19 protein-coding genes and 2 tRNA genes are annotated in these 22,905 nt (G+C 31.9%); 3 read left to right on the top strand and 18 right to left on the bottom strand.

The genetic code is table 11. The annotated features are described in order from the left end of the window. Positions 1-25: 25 nt before the first annotated feature. The 5 genes from MK851_RS08360 to porV all read right to left on the bottom strand — a co-directional run bounded on the left by MK851_RS08360 (position 26) and on the right by porV (position 6,390). On the bottom strand, positions 26-1,855 hold the full coding sequence (locus MK851_RS08360) for a LysM peptidoglycan-binding domain-containing protein (RefSeq protein ID WP_320243088.1): 1,830 nt from the start codon (positions 1,853-1,855) through the stop codon (positions 26-28). 29 nt (positions 1,856-1,884) lie between these two features. Continuing rightward, positions 1,885-3,420: a glutamine-hydrolyzing GMP synthase gene (gene guaA / locus MK851_RS08355; protein ID WP_320243085.1), complete on the bottom strand. Its 1,536-nt coding sequence runs from the start codon at positions 3,418-3,420 to the stop codon at positions 1,885-1,887. A 71-nt stretch (positions 3,421-3,491) separates the two neighbouring features. Further along, positions 3,492-4,556, bottom strand: coding sequence for a 3-oxoacyl-ACP synthase III family protein (locus tag MK851_RS08350; RefSeq protein ID WP_320243083.1), 1,065 nt, complete (start codon positions 4,554-4,556; stop codon positions 3,492-3,494). Between the two features lie 174 nt (positions 4,557-4,730). Beyond that, positions 4,731-5,213 carry a cytidine deaminase gene (gene cdd / locus MK851_RS08345; RefSeq protein ID WP_303509043.1) on the bottom strand — a complete coding sequence of 161 codons (483 nt, stop codon included), beginning with the start codon at positions 5,211-5,213 and terminating at the stop codon, positions 4,731-4,733. A gap of 82 nt (positions 5,214-5,295) precedes the next feature. Then, complete coding sequence (porV, locus tag MK851_RS08340; RefSeq protein ID WP_320243081.1) at positions 5,296-6,390, bottom strand: type IX secretion system outer membrane channel protein PorV; 1,095 nt, start codon at positions 6,388-6,390, stop codon at positions 5,296-5,298. Between the two features lie 377 nt (positions 6,391-6,767). Here porV and gldJ point away from each other — a divergent pair, with 377 nt between their 5' ends. Both gldJ and MK851_RS08330 read left to right on the top strand, forming a co-directional pair. Then, positions 6,768-8,468: a gliding motility lipoprotein GldJ gene (gene gldJ / locus MK851_RS08335; RefSeq protein WP_303509048.1), complete on the top strand. Its 1,701-nt coding sequence runs from the start codon at positions 6,768-6,770 to the stop codon at positions 8,466-8,468. Between the two features lie 63 nt (positions 8,469-8,531). Continuing rightward, a complete protein-coding gene (locus MK851_RS08330; protein WP_320243078.1) occupies positions 8,532-9,794 on the top strand; it encodes a UDP-N-acetylmuramoyl-tripeptide--D-alanyl-D-alanine ligase in 1,263 nt (420 codons plus the stop codon). Here MK851_RS08330 and MK851_RS08325 read toward each other — a convergent pair. From MK851_RS08325 to MK851_RS08270, 12 genes are all read right to left on the bottom strand, one after another. Then, complete coding sequence (locus tag MK851_RS08325; RefSeq protein WP_303509053.1) at positions 9,791-10,642, bottom strand: N-acetylglucosamine kinase; 852 nt, start codon at positions 10,640-10,642, stop codon at positions 9,791-9,793. The two genes, MK851_RS08330 and MK851_RS08325, sit on opposite strands and share 4 nt — an antisense overlap. Before the next feature lie 77 nt (positions 10,643-10,719). Continuing rightward, the gene (locus tag MK851_RS08320) at positions 10,720-11,235 is read right to left on the bottom strand and encodes a DUF2892 domain-containing protein (protein WP_303509056.1); all 516 of its coding nucleotides are present in this window, start codon (positions 11,233-11,235) and stop codon (positions 10,720-10,722) included. Between the two features lie 60 nt (positions 11,236-11,295). Then, the gene (ccsA, locus tag MK851_RS08315; RefSeq protein WP_320243075.1) at positions 11,296-14,442 is read right to left on the bottom strand and encodes a cytochrome c biogenesis protein CcsA; all 3,147 of its coding nucleotides are present in this window, start codon (positions 14,440-14,442) and stop codon (positions 11,296-11,298) included. Positions 14,443-14,548: 106 nt separating this feature from the next. After that, the gene (asd, locus tag MK851_RS08310) at positions 14,549-15,427 is read right to left on the bottom strand and encodes an archaetidylserine decarboxylase (protein WP_320243073.1); all 879 of its coding nucleotides are present in this window, start codon (positions 15,425-15,427) and stop codon (positions 14,549-14,551) included. Positions 15,428-15,432: 5 nt separating this feature from the next. Then, on the bottom strand, positions 15,433-17,496 hold the full coding sequence (scpA, locus tag MK851_RS08305; protein ID WP_320243071.1) for a methylmalonyl-CoA mutase: 2,064 nt from the start codon (positions 17,494-17,496) through the stop codon (positions 15,433-15,435). Beyond that, a complete protein-coding gene (locus MK851_RS08300) occupies positions 17,489-18,139 on the bottom strand; it encodes a hypothetical protein (protein ID WP_320243069.1) in 651 nt (216 codons plus the stop codon). Before MK851_RS08300 ends, scpA begins: the two co-directional genes overlap by 8 nt. Further along, a complete protein-coding gene (locus tag MK851_RS08295; RefSeq protein ID WP_320243068.1) occupies positions 18,132-19,478 on the bottom strand; it encodes a methylmalonyl-CoA mutase subunit beta in 1,347 nt (448 codons plus the stop codon). Before MK851_RS08295 ends, MK851_RS08300 begins: the two co-directional genes overlap by 8 nt. Then, a complete protein-coding gene (locus MK851_RS08290; RefSeq protein WP_303509065.1) occupies positions 19,471-19,794 on the bottom strand; it encodes an FtsB family cell division protein in 324 nt (107 codons plus the stop codon). The genes MK851_RS08295 and MK851_RS08290 overlap by 8 nt, the downstream gene beginning before the upstream one ends. A 1-nt stretch (position 19,795) precedes the next feature. After that, positions 19,796-20,401: a uridine kinase gene (gene udk / locus MK851_RS08285; protein ID WP_303509174.1), complete on the bottom strand. Its 606-nt coding sequence runs from the start codon at positions 20,399-20,401 to the stop codon at positions 19,796-19,798. 99 nt (positions 20,402-20,500) lie between these two features. Next, a tRNA-Thr gene (locus MK851_RS08280) sits at positions 20,501-20,574 on the bottom strand. 165 nt (positions 20,575-20,739) lie between these two features. Next, a tRNA-Pro gene (locus MK851_RS08275) sits at positions 20,740-20,814 on the bottom strand. Between the two features lie 146 nt (positions 20,815-20,960). After that, the gene (locus MK851_RS08270; protein ID WP_115901993.1) at positions 20,961-21,191 is read right to left on the bottom strand and encodes a hypothetical protein; all 231 of its coding nucleotides are present in this window, start codon (positions 21,189-21,191) and stop codon (positions 20,961-20,963) included. 359 nt (positions 21,192-21,550) lie between these two features. On the opposite strand from MK851_RS08270, the gene MK851_RS08265 reads away from it, so the two are divergent. Next, positions 21,551-22,162, top strand: a complete 612-nt coding sequence (locus tag MK851_RS08265; protein WP_320243064.1) for a DUF1684 domain-containing protein — start codon at positions 21,551-21,553, stop codon at positions 22,160-22,162. 29 nt (positions 22,163-22,191) lie between these two features. On the opposite strand, the gene MK851_RS08260 is transcribed toward MK851_RS08265, so the two are convergent. Then, entirely contained in the window at positions 22,192-22,896 is a 705-nt protein-coding gene (locus MK851_RS08260) for a crotonase/enoyl-CoA hydratase family protein (protein WP_303509073.1), read from the bottom strand. Between the last annotated feature and the right edge of the window lie 9 nt (positions 22,897-22,905).

Raw genomic sequence — 22,905 nt, 5'->3', positions numbered from 1 at the left:
ATTTTTTATCATATAATTTAAAGACTTATCTCAGTCTACTCAAACTTAAGTCTTCATTGTATTTAACAATAAATAAACCTTGGTTTCCACTACTTCCGAATGTTTTTTTCTGATAATCAAATTTGTTTTCAATTCGTAAAGACACTCCTTTTTTAAAGGTTTCTGTGAGCTTATTACCAGAAGCTAAACGCATTAAAACATCATATGTTACATCAAAACCTTTAACAGCATAGTCTGAAGGAATAGTGTTGTTTTTTTGTAAGTATTTAGTATTAAAAGCTTTAGTTTCTATAGCTTCTTCGTCTGTGTATGTGTTTGAAACATAAGTGAAGTTAACACTAGCAAGTTTGTTATTATCAATTTTATCATAAGCGTCACCTTTATCTAATGTAAATACTTGGACTTTAACTTCATCAGGAATTCCAATCATACTATTAAGAGCATCAGCTACAACAACATTATCATCAGAAGTAATAATAACCCAATTATGTCTTTTTGAAGACATTTTACTTGTAAAGCGGGCTCTTTTTATATAACCTTTTTCAGGCTTTAAAACATGTATAGTATTAATACTATCATGTCTCTTTAGCTCAGAAATAATTTTAGAAACTTTTGTATTTGTGTCTTTTTCATCATCACTAACAATAAAAATCTCTTGATCTTTATAACTATCTTTTAAATAAGAAGCCAAATACTCCGCATAATTATCTTTCTCAGGAGAAGCTTTGACTAATTTAGATGAAGTAAATTTACTTTGTTTACTAGAGTAGTGAGGGAAAACAACAGGTGCATTCACATCACGAGCAATAACTTCTGCTTTGTCAGAGTAAAAAGGTCCGATAACAACATCAGTATTTTCTAGCTTTTTATTTTTTAATAGGGTAGCAATATTTTTGCCTCTATTTCCTGTATCAAAAATATTTACATTTACTAGTACTCCTTGTTTTTTAATAGAGTCGATAGCCATTTCAGCTCCCATGTAAAAATCAGTAACCATATTTGCTAGTTGATTGCCTTCAAAAATATCTTTACTCGATTTAGAGCTATATTCATTTGCTTTAAAAGGAAGTAAAATAGCAAGGTTTATAGAGGTGTTTACTTCAATAGAATCTTTATAAAAAGTATAATTCTCTTTTTTACTAACTTCCTCTATAGGTTTAATTTTTAATAATTGGCCTATTGATAATTTATTATCAGTTAATTCTGGATATTCAGGATTCAATTGTAATAAATCCTCTTTCGTAACATTATAAAAACGAGTTAAACTATACATAGTTTCTTTACTCTTAACAATATGCGTTAAGAACTTTTCTAAAACTTCATTTTTATTAATAGTAACTGTTTTTTCTATAGCTTTAACCTTTAATACCTGACCAATACTTAAATTATTACTTTGAATATTGGTGTACTCGGGATTGAATTTAATTAAGTCCTCTTTTGTTATACCGTACTGTTTTGTAATACGATACACAGTTTCTCCTTTTTGGACTTCATGAGTTTCATATTCAACGATTGTTTGTTGAAAAACAGTACCATCTTCTTCAGTTTCAGGAGTCGTTTCTTCGTTGTTATTAGTATTGGTAGTATTTACTTCTTCTTCAGGTGAAGTAGTAGATGAAGAAGTACCCTTTTTAATTTTAGGATTTGGTATTACAATTACTGTGTTAGCATCTGGACGTCTTCCAACATCAGGATTTAAACGTAATAAATCTTTCGTTTTCATGTCTAAACGATCTGCAATGTCTCGCATCGTTTCTCCTTCTTGGGTTTTGTAAGATACATAACGTTTTTGCTGACCGCAAGAAACGGCAAAAGTTAAAATACAAACTAATAGTAAAAACTGTAATTTCTTCATCTACTCTTTTTTATATTAATGATGGATTTTTATTCCCACTCAATTGTTGCTGGTGGTTTAGAGCTAATATCATATACAACTCTATTCACACCTTTTACATTATTAATTATTTTATTTGATGTTTTTTGTAAAAACTCATAAGGTAAATTAACCCAATCTGCAGTCATACCATCTGTACTTTCTACAGCACGTAAAGCTACCACTTTTTCGTAGGTTCTTTCATCCCCCATAACTCCAACAGAATTTACGGGTAATAAAATAGCACCTGCTTGCCATACTTTATCGTACAGTCCACTTTCTTTTAATCCGTTAATGAATACTGCATCTACTTCTTGTAAAATACGAACCTTTTCCGCTGTAATATCTCCTAAGATTCTAATAGCCAAACCAGGTCCTGGAAATGGGTGACGACCTAATAATTCTTTATCTATTCCCATAGAGGCTCCTACACGACGTACTTCATCTTTAAAAATCATACGTAAAGGTTCTACTATTTTTAGCTTCATAAAGTCAGGTAAACCACCTACATTATGATGGCTTTTAATGGTTGCTGAAGGGCCTCCGTTAACTGAAACGGATTCAATCACATCAGGATAAATAGTTCCTTGTGCTAACCATTTAGCATCTTCTATTTGGTGTGCCTCATCATCAAAAACATCAATAAAAACCTTACCAATAGCTTTACGTTTTGCTTCTGGGTCACTTAACCCAGTAAGTTTATCCAAAAAACGTGCCGAAGCATCAACCCCTTTAACGTTTAATCCCATACCTTCGTATTGTTTTAATACGTCGGTAAATTCATTTTTACGTAACAATCCGTTGTTAACAAAAATACAGTGTAAATTACTTCCGATTGCTTTGTGTAATAATACTGCGGCTACGGTAGAATCTACTCCTCCAGATAAACCTAAAACAACTTTATCATTGCCTACTTTTGCTTTTAACTTAGCTACTGTTTCATCAACGAATGAATCTGGTGTCCATGTTTGAGCTACCCCAGCTATAGTAACTAAAAAGTTTTGTAATAATTGTTTACCATCAGTAGAATGATATACTTCTGGGTGAAATTGGATAGCATAGGTAGTTTCTCCATCAATTCTGTATGCTGCATTTTTTACATCATGAGTGCTTGCTAACAATGTTCCGCCAGTTGGTAATTCTTTAATCGTGTCTGAATGGCTCATCCAAACTTGGCTTCCTTCAGAAATATCTTTAAAGAATTCTTCTCCTTCTTTGATAAAAGATAAATTAGCTCTTCCGTATTCTCGAGTGTTAGAAGGCGCTACTAAACCACCAGAAAAATGAGCTAAGTATTGAGCTCCATAACAAACTGCTAATAAAGGTTTTTTACCTCTAATATCAGATAAATCTGGATGTGGAGCTTCATCAGAACGAACCGAAGATGGGCTTCCTGAAAGGATTACAGCTTTAAAATCGTTTAAGTTTTGTGGTATTTTGTTGTAAGGGTGAATTTCACAATAAATGTTTAATTCTCTTACACGGCGCGCAATTAACTGTGTGTATTGCGATCCGAAATCTAATATAAGTACGTTGTGTTGTTGCATGCGCAAAAATAGTACTTACATTTTATATTTGCGAGAATATTTAGTAAGAAATTAATGAGTTTTAAAAACTATTAAAACTTATAAACGATAGCGTTAATATTCATACCTGCACCTACAGAAGCTAAAATAATAACATCGCCTTTTTTTACCTCTTGATTTTCTATGTTTCCTTTTAAAACTAAATCGAGTAGTGTAGGTACGGTTGCTACAGAACTATTTCCTAATTTATGAATACTCATTGGCATTATGTCTTTAGGAACTGGTTTTTTATACAAGCGATAAAAACGTTTAATAATGGCTTCATCCATTTTTTCATTGGCTTGATGGATGAATATTTTTTTTACATCATCAATGTCTAGGTCACTTTTATCCAAAGCAGTTTGCATTGCCTTAGGTACATTATTTAATGCGAACTCATAAATTTTTCGTCCGTGCATTTTAATATAACGAATATTATTGTCTTTGTTTTTGTTATTAGAGTTTCCGAAGAATAAATAATAAGCTTCTTCTTTAGTAAAAGTTTGTGATGCATGGCTAAGAATACCACTATCACTATTATCCGAAGCTTCAACAATACAAGCACCAGCACCATCGCTATAAATCATAGAATCACGATCGTTTATATCTACAACTCTCGATAGCGTTTCGCCTCCAATAACTAAACATTTTTTTGCAATACCTGCTTTTATAAAAGCCTGTGCTTGAATAACACCTTCAATCCAGCCAGGACAACCAAATAAAATATCGTATGCTACACAATTTGGGTTCTCAATCTGTAATAAATGCTTTACACGAGTAGCTAAGCTAGGAAGAATATCACTTTGAATAGCGTCTGTTTTAACATCTCCAAAATTATGAGCAAAAATAATATAGTCTAATTCTTCAGGATTAATATTGGCATCTTCAATCGCTTTTTTTGCTGCAAAAAAGCCAAGGTCTGAAGCTTTATATTCAGGTTTAGCATAACGACGCTCTTCGATACCCGTTATCGATTTAAATTTCTCAATAATTACAGAGTTTGAATTATCAAAGGAAGTTCCATCAGCATTCAAAAAGAAGTTATTATTAAACTTACTGTTTTCTTTTTTGATTGATGGTATAAAGGATCCTGTTCCTGTAATTACTGATAGTTTCATTAGGGTTACTGATTTTTAAATGTTGAGTAATTACAAATAAAGCATTTTTATTGACGATTACCTCTTTATATACAGTCATTTTTTTATAATTATGATTTTCTTAAAAAAAAGAAGGTTGTATTATTTTTTTATAAAAAACAAAAGTGTTTTTTTGTGATTTTAATGTTTAATCCGTTATAAATAGGAACTATCAAAAGAAAAAGGTAATAGAGAAAGAAGAGATGCTGTTTTTACAATTCTACCAACTTCTCCCATAAAAATAATTTCAATAGGTTGCTGTTGATTGATTTCGTATTCTGATAATGTTTGACGACATGCACCACAAGGACCAACAGGTTTGTTAACAGTTGAATTTTCTGAAGCTGCGGTTATTGCTATTTTTTTTACTTTCATATTAGGGAATTCAGATCCAGCCTTCCAAATAGCAACACGTTCTGCACACATGCCAGAAGGGTAAGCAGCACTTTCTTGATTATTTCCTAAAATAACTTCCCCGTTATCAAGTAATATAGCTGCTCCTACATTAAACTTGGAATATGGGGCGTATGCTTTTTTTCTTGCTTTTACAGCTTCTTGAATTAAAAAAGCATCTTCAGTTGATAATTGTGAAATATCATCAAATAAAGTGGCAGAAGTGGTTATGTCAATTTTCTTCATCGTAAATAAATTAGTCAAAAAAAGCAGTCGAGTCGACTGCTTTTGTATTCTGATACGAATTTATAAAAAAAAATCCTGTTTTTTAATAAACCTCATACAGTTCTCCTAAGTCAAATGATAAAGAAAAACGTAATGTGTTTTCTAATGGGTTGTTAACTGCTGCCGTATTTACTAAATATGATAAATCTAAAGTAAAAGCTCTTGCGGTAAACCCTGTACCTAAGGTTAAGAATTGACGTTGTCCTTTTTCTTCACTTTCATGAAAATAACCAGCTCTTAGAGCAAAGGCATTGTTATATAGATACTCGGCACCTAAAGCCCAAGTTGTTTCTTGTAACTCTTCACTAAAGCTTCTATCTCCTAAAGAAGTGAACATTCCTTCAAACCAACCTCTCTCTGAGTTAGGACTTGATGGAACTAATAGTTTTGTGAATTCTAAGTTAAGACCTAAAATATTTTTGTCATCAAAAATGAAATCAAAACCACCACCAATTTTAGCGTTTGTTGGAATAAAGTTTGGTGTTCCAGGACTGTATTCAACTTTTGGACCTATGTTAGCTATGTTAAAACCTAATCTGTAGCGTCCGTTAAAGCTTCCATAGTTATCTTCTTTAGATTGATAATAACCAGAAACATCAACTGCAAAAGAGTTAACGGCATCTAAATTAGAGTCATTACTTCTTATTTTGTAATTAGAATGGATATACTTTAAACCAATTCCCATAGAAAAAGTTTCACTTAGTTTTAATGAATAAATTCCTGTGATAGCTAATTCATTAGGGTTTTCTGTTCCATTAGAAGTACCTCTGTCACTTGTTAAAGCTACTTCTCCAAGAGAAAAATACTTTAAATCAACTCCCCAAGCTGATTTTTCACTATACCTATTAACATAAGAACCTCCACCAACGAAAATATCATCGGTTAAGTTTCTAAGCCATGGAGTATAGTTAAGTCCTATGCTAATTTTATTTTGATTAAATGCAGTTTTAGCAGGGTTGTGAAAAATTGAATAAGCATCTGAAGAGGTAGCAACTCCAATATCTCCCATACCACCAGCACGAGCATCAGGTGTAATCAATAAAAAAGGCATTGCCGTTGTGTTTATTGATGTTTGGGCTTGCGCTTTATTTTGAAGGGTAAAGCACACAAAAAATAATACGATTGATAATTTTTTCATGTAAAATTTGATTAATTGTTTAGCAAATATATAATTTTTCTTGGGGGAGTTTATAACTAACAGCTTTTTTTAGATTTCTTGTAAAACTAAACTTAAAAGTTTATTTAGTAACTTACTAAGTTAACGGTATTACTATAATAATATTATATACCTTGATTTAGAATCAAGAAGAAAATTACTTTTGTACTGTTAAAAATATTAAACTTTAACAGCCTATATTTTAATCTTTTTCTTAGATTCGTAATACTAAAGTATAAAAACTGTCGTTTGTAATCTTGCATAGACAAGGTTACTAAATGTGAATTTATAGATAAATTAGTTGTAAGAAATTAGAAATATTGTAAATTGCGACACCCTTAAAAAACAGTTAAAAATACATGAAAAGTACGTTGAAATTATTTAGTTTATTAGCGATCACTGGTTTATTAGTTACTTCTTGTAAGAGTAATGGAGGTGGGTCGAGTAAGTCTTCATTAACTGGTTGGAACTTTAATGATCCTAATTATGGAGGTTATTTGAAGGGAGAATACAAAGAAGGAAAAAATGTCCCACCAGGAATGGTACATATTGAAGGAGGTACTTTTACTATGGGATTGGTACAGGATGATGTTATGTTTGATTGGAATACAACTCCTCAAAAAATGCATGTTCGTACTTTTTATATGGACGAAACAGAAGTAACCAATGCAGAGTATGGTTTGTTCATGCAGTATACCAAAGATGTATTTCCACCAGAAGATCCACAGTTTAAAAATATTTATCCTTCAGTTTTACCAGATACACTGGTTTGGAGAAAAGGATTAGGTAATACTAATTTGTTGTCAGAGAGCTATTTAAGGCATCCTTCTTATGCAGAATATCCTGTAGTTGGAGTTAGTTGGATACAAGCTAATAAATACTGTAAATGGCGTACTAACGCTGTTAACCTAAAAATATTAATGGACAAAGGAGTTATTAAAAATATTTTTAAGGAAGACTCAGTAAGTTTTAAAGGTGAAAATAATTTTGATACTGATACCTATTTGACAGATCCTTATGCAATTTTTGATGGAGATTCTACAATTTATAAAAAAGGAATTCCAGTACCAAGACCAAAAGGAGAACCTAAACCTGAAAAAGGAACTTTTACAGGAAGACAAGTAACTTCTTCTGATGGTATTTTATCTCAGAAATTTAGATTACCGACAGAGGTAGAGTGGGAATATGCAGCAAAAGCTATTTTTGAAAATCGTGAGTATAATAACATTAGAGGTAGAAAAAAGTATGCTTGGAGCGGAAAATATACTCGTGATAGAGATAAGAGAAGAAGAGGAGACCAATTAGCAAACTTTAAGCAAGGTAAAGGAGACTATAGTGGTATAGCTGGATGGAGTAGTGATGGATCAGATATTCCTAATGCAGTAAGAAGTTACCCTCCAAATGCTTTTGGATTATATGATATGTCTGGTAATGTTTCTGAATGGGTAGAAGATGTGTATAGACCAATTATCGACTCAGAAGCGAATGATTTTAATTACTTTAGAGGTAATATTTTTACAAAAAAATTAATTAACGAAGAAGGTAAAGTTGTTATTGTAGGCGATGGAGAGGTGCAGTATGATACTTTAGAAAACGGTAGAATTGTACCTAAAGACTTACCAGGAAGTGTTAAGTATATTCCTATTACTAAAGAAGATACTTATATGAGAAGAAACTATAATTTAGCGAACAATTCAAGTTTAGGTGATGGAGACCAAGCTTCTTCTAAGTTTTATGGTTTAGATAAAGATCAGTTAGATCGTACTACAAGAATGTATAATTCTCCACAAAAACCTGAAGCAGAAATTGACACTTTAGGGAATGTTATTAATAACTACAAGTATGATGACAAGAGAAGAACTACATTGATTAGTGATCAATCTAGAGTTTATAAAGGCGGTTCTTGGGCCGATAGAGAATATTGGTTAGATCCAGCACAGAGAAGATATTTTCCTGAATATATGGCAACAAACTATATAGGTTTTAGATGTGCTACAGATAAAATGGGGCCAATGGTGCTAAACAAAAGAAAAAGAGCTATACCAGATAGAGCTAGATAACAAAAAGTATTTTTATAGAAGAAAACCTCATTGAATTTCAATGAGGTTTTTTATTTTTACCTTATGAAGATAGAAGAATTATACAGCTTATATATCACGCACGGTTTAGTAGATACAGATACTAGAAATATTAGAGAAAACACACTTTTTTTTGCTTTAAAAGGAGAGAACTTTAACGGAAATAAGTTTGCAGAAGAAGCGATAGCTAAAGGAGCTGGTTATGCAATAGTTGATGAAGTTGAGTATAAAACATCTGATAGAATAATTTTAGTAGATGATGTTTTAGGTGTGCTTCAAGAGCTTGCAAATTATCATAGAAACCAGTTGCAAGTACCTGTAATTGCTTTAACAGGAAGTAATGGGAAAACTACGACAAAAGAGCTAATAAATGCAGTTCTTTCAACGAAGTATAAAACAACTGCTACCATTGGAAATCTAAACAATCATATTGGTGTACCATTGACTTTATTGTCAATGAATAAAAGCACAGAGATTGGTATTGTAGAAATGGGAGCAAATCATGCAAAAGAAATTGAGTTTTTATCAGAAATAGCAAATCCTGATTATGGATATATAACAAACTTTGGAAGTGCACATTTGGAGGGGTTCGGTTCTTTAGAAGGAGTGGTGAAAGCTAAGTCTGAATTGTATGATTTTCTCAGATCACACAATAAAAAAGTATTTATAAACCCTAATGATGAAAAACAAGTAGCCATAACCAATGGTATGGAGGTAATTATTTTTGAAAAAAGTATAAAATTTAAAGAGGCTAACCCTTTTGTAAAACTATCATATCAAAATATAAATGTATTAAGTAGCTTAATTGGGAGTTATAATTTTAATAATATATCAGCGGCAATAACTATTGGAAATTATTTTAATATACCCTCTGAGTTAATAAAGAAGGCAATTGAAAGGTACATTCCGTCTAATAATCGATCTCAGATAATAAATACTAACACCAATAAGATTATTCTAGATGCTTATAATGCTAATCCTACAAGTATGAAGGCAGTTTTAGAAAGTTTTAGTAAGTTAAAAGCTAACCATAAAACAGTAATTTTAGGTGACATGTTTGAGCTTGGAAAATATAGCTCAAAAGAGCATCAAAATATAGTTGAAGAAGTAGAAAAAAACAATTTTGACGTTGTTTTTTTGATAGGGGAAAATTTCTATAATACTATTTCTAAAACTAATAAAATAATCAAGTTTAAATCTTTTAAAGATTTAGAAAAGTATTTACAAAATAATTCAATAACAGATAGTACCCTTTTAGTGAAAGGGTCGAGGGGAATGGCTCTTGAAAGAGTTGTAGAACTTTGTTAAAATGAATTGTTTCTATGAAAGTCAACCAAATTATCAATAGGACGTTGAATTACATCAGTAACAGGTAATTTATTTTTTGATGCAATTTTTTCTAATATGTCTTTAAAGTAATAAGCTATAGATCCAATAAAATAGATTGGGGTTTGACTATCTTTTTCAAAAGGAAGAATACGATACTTGAAAAACTCTTGAATCCCTTTTTTAATCATTTTTCTAACATACTTTTCATCTTTATGATCAAGCATAAATTTTGCAAATGAAGCTAAATACATATTTGGGTAAGGTTCCCTGTACAAGTTCATTTTTACGACATCTATATCAAGGTCGAAAGATGTTTTGAATGCTGAAGCTATTCTTTTTGGCATTTTTTTGTAGTAAAAATCACGTAATAATTGTTTGCCAAAATAATTTCCGCTAGCTTCATCCATAACAGTATAACCTAATGATGGGGCTGTTGTAGTTATGTTTTTGCCATCATAATAACAACTGTTAGATCCTGTTCCTAAAATACAGACAATTCCAGGTTTATTACCAGTACTAGCATAGACAGCAGCTAAAGTGTCTTCAGAAACAAACACTGTAGCTTTTTTGAAGACAGATTCCAGAACATTTCTCAAGTTTTCAGCAGCTTCTGTACTGCCACAACCTGCACCATAAAAATGAACTTGTAGCGTATCGTTTTGTACTTCCAATAAAGTATTAACATTATTGACAGTACTCAACATTTGTTGTTTGGTTAAAACCGAAGGATTTAAGCCTAGAGTAGTAGTTCTAAAAACTTCTTTCTTAGTATCGTCAAGAGCAATCCAATCGGCTTTTGTAGAGCCTCCATCGGCAATTAAAATCATTTCATGTATTTTTTAACAAGCTAAATATAGGATTAAATGATAAAAAAGTAGATAACAAAGTAATTGTATGATGAAAACTAAATCTTCTTCATTTGCTGTTTCATCATCTGCATCTGCTCTTTAAGCATTCCGTGTTTGTCTAGCTTTTTAGCTTCTGCCATTAAGTTTGTAGCCTCTCTTTTTCTGCGTTTTGTCATGGCTATTCCAGCTAATTGTAATTTAGCCATAGCTAAATCATGATCCATAGCTAAACCTAATTTAACCGCTTTTTTTAAGTACTTTTCAGCTTGAGTTATGTTGGTTTGAGATAGCATAATTCCATGTAGGTAATTATAATACCCTTCTTGCTTTTTAGTTAATGAAGTAGAAGGATTCTTTATGTACCCTAACCATTTTTGAGCTCCAGGGAAATTCTGTTTACGTAGTTGTAAAAAAGCTAAAAGAATAAACTCATTTTTAAAGTAAAATAAAATGAATAGTCCAGCAAGCAAAAGTATTGATATGCCGTTCATAATGTGTCCTTGTATAAACTCATATACAGACCATGCAGTTATTAATGCAGCTAAAACTAATTTTATATTTTTATTGAACATAGTTGTCTTTTCTTTTCGTCGGTTTGCAAAAATACATTTTTTAACAGAAAAAGTAGTAACTTATTTTTTGTAATACTTTTTGTTTTTTATCCACGCAAGAGTTCCTAAAACAACAACAAAAGCTAAAGAATAATAAACTGAAGCAGGCGTAATTACTTTATCTCCACTAGCATAAGAGTGTAATCCAGATAAGTAGAAATTTACCCCCATATAAGTCATCATAATTGATGAAATAGCTAAGATAGATACTAAATTAAATGTGTATCTTCCTCGTAAACCTGGTATTAATCGCATGTGTAATACAAAAGAGTATATCATTATAGAGACTAAAGCCCAGGTTTCTTTAGGGTCCCAGCCCCAATAACGTCCCCAGCTTTCATTTGCCCACATTCCTCCTAAGAAGTTACCAACAGTAAACATTACCAAACCAACAGTTAATGCCATTTCGTTTATAATAGTTAATTCTTTAATGTGTAAATCCATTTTCTTTTTGTTCTTTTTGTTGGTAAAAACGATTAAAAACAAAGCAAATATTCCGAGAATCATACCTAAAAAGAAAGGTCCGTAAGCTGCTACAATTATAGAAACGTGTACATATAACCACCAAGAGTTTAATACTGGTTGTAAGTTGGCAATTTCAGGGTCTAACCAGTTTTGATGAGCAAACATTAGAATTATTGAAACTAAAAATGTTGTAGCTGCAATAGTTAATGAAGATTTTTTTCCAAGGATTAGTCCAAATAGCATAGTTGCTAAACCTACAAAAATAATAGACTCATAAGCATTACTCCAAGGAGCGTTGCCGCTAATATACCAACGAGCAGTTAATCCTAATACATGAAAAACAAATAAGAAAATAACAACACCTATTAATGCTTTCACAAGGTAATTAACCCATGGTTTGTTATTGAAAATTTGTAAGAAAACAAACACAATTAAAAGTAAACTAACGTATCCGTAATATTTAGAAAGTTTTACAAAAATATTTAGCTTATTGTAAGCTATTTCTAAATCGATTTTGTTTTTAGAAGGAATGATTTCTGAACCAAATTTTTGTTGGAATTTCTTAATCCCATTTAAAACCTTATTGGTTTCAGTATAATCTCCCGATTTTTTTGCTACTTGTAGCAACTGTAAATACACGGGTAATGACTGACGGACAAAAACAGAGTCTGTTCCTTTAAAGTTCGCTTGTAGTGTTTCTGGTTGTGAAACCCATTTGTTGTTTTCGTCGTTAGGAACTGGGTAAATACGTAATATACCACCTCCTAAAGCTTGCGATAATAACCAAACTCTTCTTTCAATCTTAATAGCATCTTGTTCAAATTTATTTTGAATTCTTTTCTTTTCAGCTTCAACAACAAGTTTACTAATTTTTGAAGAGCCATCAGGATTGTAAAAATCAATAAAACGAGCATATTCAGTATCTTCAGAAAGTCCTAAAATTTCTCTAATTTGTGTGTTTCCTTTTTCAAGATATACAAAGGGAACGTTTAACCAAAGCATCGGACTTTCTGTAATTGAAAGTAAAATCTGACTAGGATCCATGTCTTTAAATTTATCTACATGGGCTACTTTTCTAACTAATTCTGAAGCAAAGGTGTGGGCGGGCTTCATACGTCCACCAGCATCTTGAATAACTAAAGAACTAAATAAATCAGCATGTTCATTATCTACTTTATTTGCGATTAAAATAGAATCAATTTGAGCTTCAGAAACTTGTTTTGGTTCATGTTGTTTATGTTGCGTATAACTAGCTAAAGAAATAAATAAAGCAATTACAGATAGCTTGGTTTTCTTGTTTCGTATTTTAACTAATGATTGTTTTAAGTCGTAAAAACGAGTGTTTTTAACAAACAAAGAAGCTGTTAAACCAAAGAACAATAAGAAATAACCAATGTAAGTAACCCAAGTACCCCAAAAATCGTGATTTACAGATAAATGTGTCTGTTCGTGTTCACCGTCAATTTTATAACTTGACTGGAAAAATTTATATCCTCTGTAATCTAATATATGATTCATAAATATTCTATAATCGAACGTTTCGTTAGGAGCAATTACAGTAACTTCACTAGCATAAGCTGCGGCACTTTCTGATCCTGGGTATTTTTCTAATTGAAAATCATTTAATTTTACGCTAAAAGGAGTTTGTAACAATTTAGATCCATACCAGGCTCTAAAATTTAAGTTTCCAATACTAAATTGTTGTTGGTTGTCTACATTAAACTTGCCTCCATAAAACTCAACGCGTTCAGTTTCTCCATTTGTAGTTATATCAAAAATTACAGTATCGTATTTTTGATCATCTTTTTTCCCTCTAACTGTTCTAATCTCTCCTTTTTCAGGTGTTTTAGGAACTACAAACTGTAGTCCATTTATGTTATGAAGCGTTAATAGTTGAAAGTGTTGTGCACTATCTTTAACTATTAAACCTTTTTTTTGGTCAGCCATTCTAAACCAATCTCCATCATTCTTAGAAATCATTTTTAAGCTACCATCTTCATAAAAGAAGTTAATTGAAGCAGCTTCCTTATTAGGAGCTTCAAAGCCTATTAAAATGTTATGAATATTCTCTATAGTTCCTTTTTTAATGTAGTGTTCATGCCTGCTTCCATCAGAACTTTCTACAAAGAATAGATGTTCTGTCCCGTTTTCGTCTAAAACCATTTTTGTTTCAGACCAAGGAATATAGTCTACTAAATTAAAAGTAACCTTATGGTTTTTTCCTGTTTTTTCAGGTTGAAAGTTTTCTTCAAAATTTGCAGAGTTTTCACCCCAAGCAGATAAAAGTAATTTGTTTGCAGTAGTTTTTTGAAACTCACCATTATCAATAATAACATTTAAATAGGTATGCTCAGAGTAGAATTGATTGGTTGTTTCTCCTTCATCAATAACCATTAAACCTTCATAGCTAATATAACGAGTAATACCTGCACCAATTAAGATTAATAGAAAGGATACGTGAAATAATAATACAGACCATTTTTCTTTTTTATACAATCTATACCTAAAAATATTTCCAAAAAAGTTGATAACAAAAAACACCATAATCAACTCAAACCACCAAGTGTTGTACACTAAAGCTTTTGAAGTTTGTGTTCCGTAATCATTTTCAATAAAAGTGGCAACTCCCATAGCAATGGCAAAAGCAAAAAATAATACAGCCATTAAACGGGTAGAGTAGAGGATATCTAAGATTTTTTTCATCAGTAAATCTGCTAAGTATAAAACGACGCAAATTTACGGATTATAGCTTTAATCACCTTATGAAATCAATCTATTTTTAAAAGGTAAAATGTTAAATTTATGAGGGTTAATTTCCAATTCGCTCCCCCATTTTAACAAAGGTTTCCATTTTGTTTTTGGTGTTGGTTAAAATATCTTCATCAATAATTATTTTAGAACTATTAACTAACAATACAATAGTTGAACCACCAAAAGCAAAATATCCCATTTCATCGCCTTTTTTTACTTCGGAATTAGGTTGGTAAGTCTCAATAATGCTTCCAACCATGGTAGCACCAACGGGGGCGATGATAACATCTCCTTTGTTTTGTGTAGTTAAAGTGCAGTACTCTCTTTTATTTTCACAGAATACTCTAGTGAAGTTAGCAGCCAAAGCGTGTGGAGAAACGGAGAAATAGCGTCCTTTAATTTTTGTTACTTCGGAAGGAATTCCGTCATAAGGAAAATGATACCTGTGATAATCATTTGGAGCGAGTCGTAAAATAATTAAAGAGTCGTTTTTATGTTTTGTAGCAAGTTCTTTGTTGCCTAGAAATTCCTCTAAGGTGAATTTTCTTCCTTTGATAAAGAAGTCATGAATACCTGAAATACTCTTAAATGCTAACATTTTTCCGTCTCCAGGAGAAACGAAGCCTTCCTCAATAGGACGAGCACCAAGTTTTAATTTTCGATAAAAAAAATCATTAAAGGAAACATAGTCTTCAGATGACCTTTCGGCTTCGCTCATGTCGATTTGAAGTTCTCTAACAAAACTGTTTATTTTGTTAATAGAATTGGGTTTGTTCATGAGCTTACCATACCACGATGACAAAAATTTACGTTTAACTAATGGTAATAAAGCCATTTTTCCAAACGGATTATTGTAAAGCAATTTTAAATACCCTTCTCCAGGAGGGGTTTCGGTAATTATTTTACCTGTTTTTCTATCAATGAATTTTATTTTCATAACCGTTATTCTTCGGTGCTATCAATTAAAATAGTTAACATGTCAATGGCTGCTTGTGCAATTTTAGTTCCAGGGCCGAAAACACCTACAGCACCAGCATCAAATAAAAATTGATAATCTTGTGCTGGAATCACACCGCCAACAATAACCATAATATCTTCACGCCCATATTTTTTTAGCTCAGCAATAACTTGTGGAACTAATGTTTTATGTCCTGCAGCTAGTGATGAGATACCTAATATATGTACATCATTTTCTATAGCTTGTTTGGTAGCTTCTTGTGGTGTTTGGAATAAAGGACCAATATCTACATCAAAACCTAAGTCAGCATAACCTGTTGCTACTACTTTAGCACCACGATCGTGACCATCTTGTCCTAATTTTGCAATCATAATACGAGGACGACGACCTTCTAATTCCGCAAACTTATCTGCTAATTCAGTAGCTTTTTTAAATAATTCGTCATCTTTTATTTCTTTACTATACACGCCTGATATGGTTTTATGCACTGCTTTATGACGCCCAAAAATAGTTTCAAGAGCATCTGAAATTTCACCTAATGTAGCTCTGTTTCTTGCAGCTTTTACAGCTAAATCTAATAAGTTTCCTTCGCCTGTTTTTGCAGATTTTGTTAAATCATGTAAAGCTTTGTCAACTTCTGTTTGATTTCTGTTTGATTTTAAGTTGTTCAGTCTGTCAATTTGAGATTGACGTACTGCTTCATTATCAACTTCTAAAATATGTAAAGGGTCTTCTTGTTTTAATTGATATTTATTAACACCAACAATTACATCTTGACTACTGTCGATTTTGGCTTGTTTTATGGCAGCAGCTTCTTCAATACGCATTTTAGGAATTCCTTTTTCAATGGCTTTGGTCATTCCGCCTAATTCTTCAACTTCTTGAATTAACCCCCATGCTTTATTGGCAATTTCTTCAGTAAGTTTTTCTATATGATAACTACCCGCCCATGGGTCTACAGTTTTTGTAATATGGGTTTCTTGTTGTAGGTATATTTGTGTGTTACGAGCAATACGTGCTGAAAAATCAGTTGGTAAGGCAATTGCTTCATCTAAAGCGTTGGTGTGTAAACTTTGTGTTCCTCCAAAAGCAGCAGCCATTGCTTCAATAGCAGTACGAGCTACATTGTTAAAAGGGTCTTGTTCCGTTAAACTCCACCCACTGGTTTGACAGTGAGTTCTTAATGCTAATGATTTTGGGTTTTTTGGGTTGAATTGCTTTACGAGTTTTGCCCAAAGCATTCTTCCTGCTCGCATTTTGGCAACTTCCATAAAATGATTCATACCAATTGCCCAGAAAAAAGATAAACGAGGAGCAAAAGTGTCAATATCCATTCCTGCTTCGAGTCCTTTTTTGATGTATTCTAATCCGTCAGCTAACGTATAGGCTAATTCAATTTCTGCAGTAGCACCAGCTTCTTGCATATGGTATCCTGAAATAGAGATTGAATTAAACCTTGGCATATTTTCAGAAGTATATCTAAAAATATCAGCAATAATTTTCATTGATGGAGTAGGTGGGTAAATGTAAGTGTTACGCACCATAAACTCTTTTAAAATATCGTTTTGAATTGTTCCTGATAATAGTTCAGGAGCTACACCTTGTTCTTCAGCTGCTACAATATAAAATGCCAAAATAGGTAACACAGCTCCGTTCATTGTCATGGAAACGGACATTTTATCTAATGGTATCTGGTCGAACAAAACCTTCATGTCTTCCACAGAATCTATAGCAACACCTGCTTTTCCAACATCACCTTGTACACGCTCATGGTCTGAATCGTAACCACGGTGTGTCGCTAAATCGAAAGCAACTGATAAACCTTTTTGACCAGCAGCTAAATTTCTACGGTAAAAGGCATTACTTTCTTCAGCAGTGGAAAAACCTGCATATTGACGAATTGTCCAAGGTCTACGAACATACATGGTAGAATACGGCCCACGTAAGTTTGGAGCGATACCAGCAACAAAATCTTCGTGTTGATAGCTTTTGTTTTTTTGCTTTTGGTTATTGGTTATTTGTATGTTTGATATATCTTTTCTACTCATTTTTATTCAATGTGTTTAATATAGCGTAGTAGAGTTCAAAAACTATAAAAGTTCTAAGAGAGTGTTCTTTAAAACTATTCTCTTTAAGGTGTGAGATTGATGATGCTGTTAGCATAGAAGAGCTATCCGTAACCAGTCTAAAAGTTATAATTAAATCTTTTAAGTCTTGATTTTTGGATTTGTTTAATAGAAATTCTGAATACTCATCAAAATAATTAATGCTTAAGATATGGTCAGTTGATTTTAGGGAAGCATAATATTCTTTTGTAGCTTCATCGTCTTTACTATGGTCTGTATTAACTCCTTGATTAAAGTAAGAACGTTCTCTTTTATCTTTGTTGGTTATCCAAATATAATTGATTAACTCAGTTTTAGAAATTTTCAATAATTCAAGTTCGTCTTCGGTAGTTATTGTATTGAATGTTTTTTTATTGGAAGCGATATCTTTAATGTACTTAGGGTAGGCTTTAAAGGCTTCGTCAGGGTTAATAGAGTAGTAAGAACAAATTTGATTCTCAAAAGAATCAACCATCAATTTAATAAGTTCAGTTTTTGGAATGTTACTAAAGCCTTGAGCATTTAAGGTTAGCGTCCCAAAAAGTAATGGAATGAAAACGGATATGTTAATTAGTTTTTTACTCATTTTGCAAACGTTCTTGTTCTAGCTTTTCAGCTAATCGTTTTTGAATAATAGGTTGAATTAAGGTTTTTTCGTTACGAATTTTCAAGAAAGGAGAAACTTCTAAATCGTTTTTCATCTTGTCATTTTCGTTTTGAATTTTGTTTGTGCCAAGTAATACTAATTCTCCTGAATCAAATAACTGTTGTTCTTTATCTGCAGACTCTTTTATTTTTCGTTGGATAACTCCTTCTTTTAATTGTTTTAAAAAACCACCACCTTTTTCTATTAACTTAAAAACTTCTAGTGCTTTTTGAGCAAGTTGTTGGGTGATTGTTTCGATGTAGTATGCACCATTAGCGATGTTTTGTGCTTCTGCTAGTTCACTTTCTTGTTGTAAAATCAATAATTGATTTCTTGAAATACGCTCTCCAAATTCATTTGAGTGGTGGAAAATTTTATCATAGGAACTATTAGCTACAGTGTTTGTTCCTCCTAAAATAGCACTCATACACTCAGAGGTAGTGCGCAGCATGTTTACGTTATAATCATATAAAGTTTTATTACGTAAACTAGGTTGAGCGAAAATGTGAGCGGTTGCTTCAGTGTTGTATTCTTTTAAAAGAGCACTCCATAAAACTCTAAAAGCTCGTAGTTTGGCAATTTCAAAAAAGTAATTGCTCCCTACAGAAAAATTAAAATGAATATTTTTTGCTACTGAACCTCCGAAGTGGTTCAAATATTCGTTTGCGTGTGTAAGTGTATATGCTAATTGTTGAACGATGGTTGCTCCTGCATTTTGATAAATTGAAGTATCAACACAAATAGCATTTTTAGTAGTTTTTGTTATCTCTTCTAGTTGTGTATGGTCGTTTTTAAGGTTTGAGTACCAGTTTCCAGAACTCGCTAAGTTTCCTATAATGTCTATATTAAAAAAACAATTGTCAGAGTTTATAAAACTAGCTAATTCTTTGATGAATTCTGAGGATAAAAAACTGAAAGTAAAGTAAAGTAAAGTTTTTTGAGGGTCAATTCCTTTTAGTAAGGTTTTGTAGTCGAACTCTTTTTTCGCCTTAAATTCAACGGCGTTTGCTCCTCTTTGAATTGAGTCGATAGCAAATAAGTTTGCTTTTTCTTCATTTTCAATATTAATAGATTGGCAAATAGCAAAACCTTTGTTTGGAGTGTTAACTTTGGTGTTGGTTCTGTCTTCTTTAGTGTAAAAAGGTTTTACAGTAATACCTTCTTCAGTTTTCCATAAAAGGGTATCGTTATAATCGGCACCTTTTAGGTCTACTTGTATTTTTTGCTTCCATTTTGCGGGGGTAACACCTTGAAATTCGTTAAATAAATAGTTACTCATTACTTTTTATGGTATCAAATTCAATAATATAAATATCTTCATCTTCTTTCTTCATTAAGTATTTTTCTCTAGCATAGCGTTTTAGTTGAAGAGAGTCTTGTAGTTGCTGTATAGTTTTTTTATCTTTTTTTATTTTCTTTTCATGATAATCAATCCAACTTTTTAACTCGTTGATTTCGCTATTAAACTCTCTATGTGTAAGGTAAGAATTCTCATCAAAAAAAAGCATCCATACTACAAATACGGTGAGTATAATCACATAAATATTAGTAGCTATTTTAAAGGAAGGTTTGTTTTTTATTGATTTAAAACTCATGTTATAAACGGTCGTTAATTACAGTTCTTACAATGTCTATGGCAACAGTATTATATCTATCGTTAGGTATAATAATGTCAGCGTAATTTTTTGTAGGTTCAATAAATTGTTGATGCATGGGTTTTAAGGTGTTTTGATAACGGTTCAAAACTTCATCAACATCTCTACCTCGTTCTTTAATATCTCTTCTTACACGTCTAATCAAGCGTTCGTCAGCATCGGCATGAACGAAAATTTTTATGTCACACAAGTTACGAAGTTCTGTGCTATTAAAAATCAAAATCCCTTCAATAATAATAACTTTTCTAGGATGTGTTTTTATGGTGTCTTTGGTTCTGTTGTGAGCAACGAATGAATATACTGGTTGTTCAATAATGCATCCGTTTTTTAATTCAGATAGATGATCTACCATTAAATCAAAGTCGATTGCTCTGGGATGATCAAAGTTTATCTTAGTACGTTCTTCGTAAGTTAGATTATCTGTTTGCTTGTAGTAAGAGTCTTGAGAAATAACGCATACTTCGTCAGCAGGAAGTTCGTTTATTATTTGGTTTACTACCGTGGTTTTTCCACTTCCCGTACCTCCAGCAATACCGATAACAAATATATTTTTCATTAAATTTTTGTAAAAAATAGAGTTATGACAAATTTAGCAAATTAAGCGCATAAAAAAAGCGCTAACTTTTTGTTAGCGCTTTTAGTTTTGAGCCGATGGAGGGACTCGAACCCACGACCTGCTGATTACAAATCAGCTGCTCTAGCCAGCTGAGCTACATCGGCGTTTGCTTTAAAAGCGTGGCAAATATATAATGTTTTTTGAAACTGAAAAAACTTTTTTTAAAATTTTTTAAAGAGTGTTTTTTGTAATAGTTTTAGGTGTTTTTTAAGTAGTTGAATTAGAGTTTGTTTGGTTTTTAAGGGAGGTGTATTTTTTAAGAAAAGAAGTCGGGATGAGTGGATTCGAACCACCGATCTCTGGTCCCCCAGACCAGCACTTTAACCGGACTAAGCTACATCCCGATACTACAAATATATTTAAAAAAGAAAAAGTTCTAAGTAAATTACTTAGAACTTTATCAAGAATAAATATTATAATGAGAGTGGTAGTTGATGAAACTACTATTCTTATGTATATATTATAAACGAGCTTAAAGGTTGTTTATTGCTTAAGCTGTTAAAGGTTTTCCTTTTAAACGTTTTTCAATACGTTGTTTTACAGCTGTTAAACGCTTCATTAAGTCCATTAACGTGCTGTCTTTTGTTTGTTTATATACCTCATTAATCTCTAGAATCAGAGCTTTTGCTTCTCTAGAGGCTAGTATTCTATCACTAGTAGTAATAAATTTGAATTTTCTGTTTTCAAATTCTTCTGCCTTATTGATTAATTCTGAATTCATAAAATTTACCAATTTAAATTAAAATTTCTTTATTAGGTTTTGTCTGATAAAAGATATATGCCTAAAATAACTGGGGCGGCAAATATATAGGAAACTTTCTGTTTACAAACAAACAAGTCCATCAATTTGATTTATTAGTTAATAAGTTTTTTTTATAAGATAAAAAAACTTTTTTACACTATCTTATATCAGGTATAAGTATTATCTATAAATATAAATGTAACGATTTTATTTTGTTATTTCAAATTATTAGTAGAAAATTAACAGTTTTCACCCATTTATTTAATGGTTTTTTAAGGAATGGTAAGGTTTTAGTTTGAATACAGTATTTTTGTAGCGAGATAAAACATAGAACTAATATGAAGAAAATATTACTATTAATTTTTACTGTTTCAATACTGTCTTGCAAGAGTCAAGGTAAAAGAGCTGTTTTAGGAGAGTCTGATTTTCAGAAAGAAATGAATACTAAGTTTAAAGATGCTTCTAGGTCACCATTAACTAAAAAAGGATTGAAAGAGTTTAATGGGCTAAATTTTTTTCCTATTAATGAGAAGTATAAAGTAAATGCTAGTCTAGAATTGTTACCGAATGCTCCTGTTTTTAATTTTCCTACTACAACAGATAGGATAGTGTTATACAAAAAGTACGGAATATTATCTTTTTCTGTTGATGGAGAAGAGTTTGAGTTGGCAATTTATCAAGATGTAAAGCCTGATCCAGAATATGCTAACCATTTATTTTTACCTTTTTTAGATAATACGAATGGAAAAACGTCTTATAAAGGTGGTCGTTTTATAGATGTTTACACAACAGATATAAAGGATGATGGTACTATTGTAATAAATTTTAATGAAGCTTATAATCCTTACTGTGCATATAGTGATCGTTATTCTTGCCCAATTACACCAAGTGATAATTATTTAGATGTAGAAATTAAGGCAGGGGTGATGTCTTATGAAAAACCTAAGTAATAAAAAAAACCTGCATATGCAGGTTTTTTTTATTTAGAAGGAGGTGTTAAGCCTTCTTTACTATCTTGTTTGATAGCTTTTGCTAATGAGTCTAAATAAGACTCTCTTACTTTTAACTTGGTCTCTTTATGTGCTTTCTTATTTAGTTTAGAAAACATTTCAGCAACCTTTATAGCTGTTGGTAGTAAGTGTTCTTGAGGGACAACTTTATCCAAAAACCCCGCTGTAATAGCATTTTTAGGGTTGTATATTTCTGAGCAACTAACACTTCTTTCAAAATAAATAGGGGCTAAACGTGCTTTTGCAATTTCGATACCAGCATTATGCATGGTCATACCGATTAAAACTTCGTTCAATCCGATTTTAAAGTCACCTTCAATACCTAGCCTATAGTCAACAGATAGTAGTAAGAAGGCTCCTTTGGCAACGGCGTGCCCAGAACAAGCTGCAATTATTGGATAAGGGAAAGAAAGCATTCTGTGTGATAATTGAGATCCTTTGGTTACTAGTTCTAAAGCTGATTCAGGAGATTGTGTCATGCTTTTTAAATCGTAACCTGCAGAGAATATTCCTGGTTGTCCTGTTAATATTACTGGTTTTTCTTCTTTTTCAGCTTTATCAAAAGAGATGTTTAAAGCGTCAATCACTTCATGAGAAATAGCGTTAGCTTTTCCGTTTGTAATAGTAATTATTACGTAGCTGTCTTCTGATTTGTATTGTATAAGTTCGCTCATTTATTATAT

It is taken from the genome of Tenacibaculum sp. 1B UA, from assembly GCF_033978845.1.
Lineage (GTDB): Bacteria > Bacteroidota > Bacteroidia > Flavobacteriales > Flavobacteriaceae > Polaribacter.
This window is presented reverse-complemented; position numbering and strand designations above follow the sequence as displayed.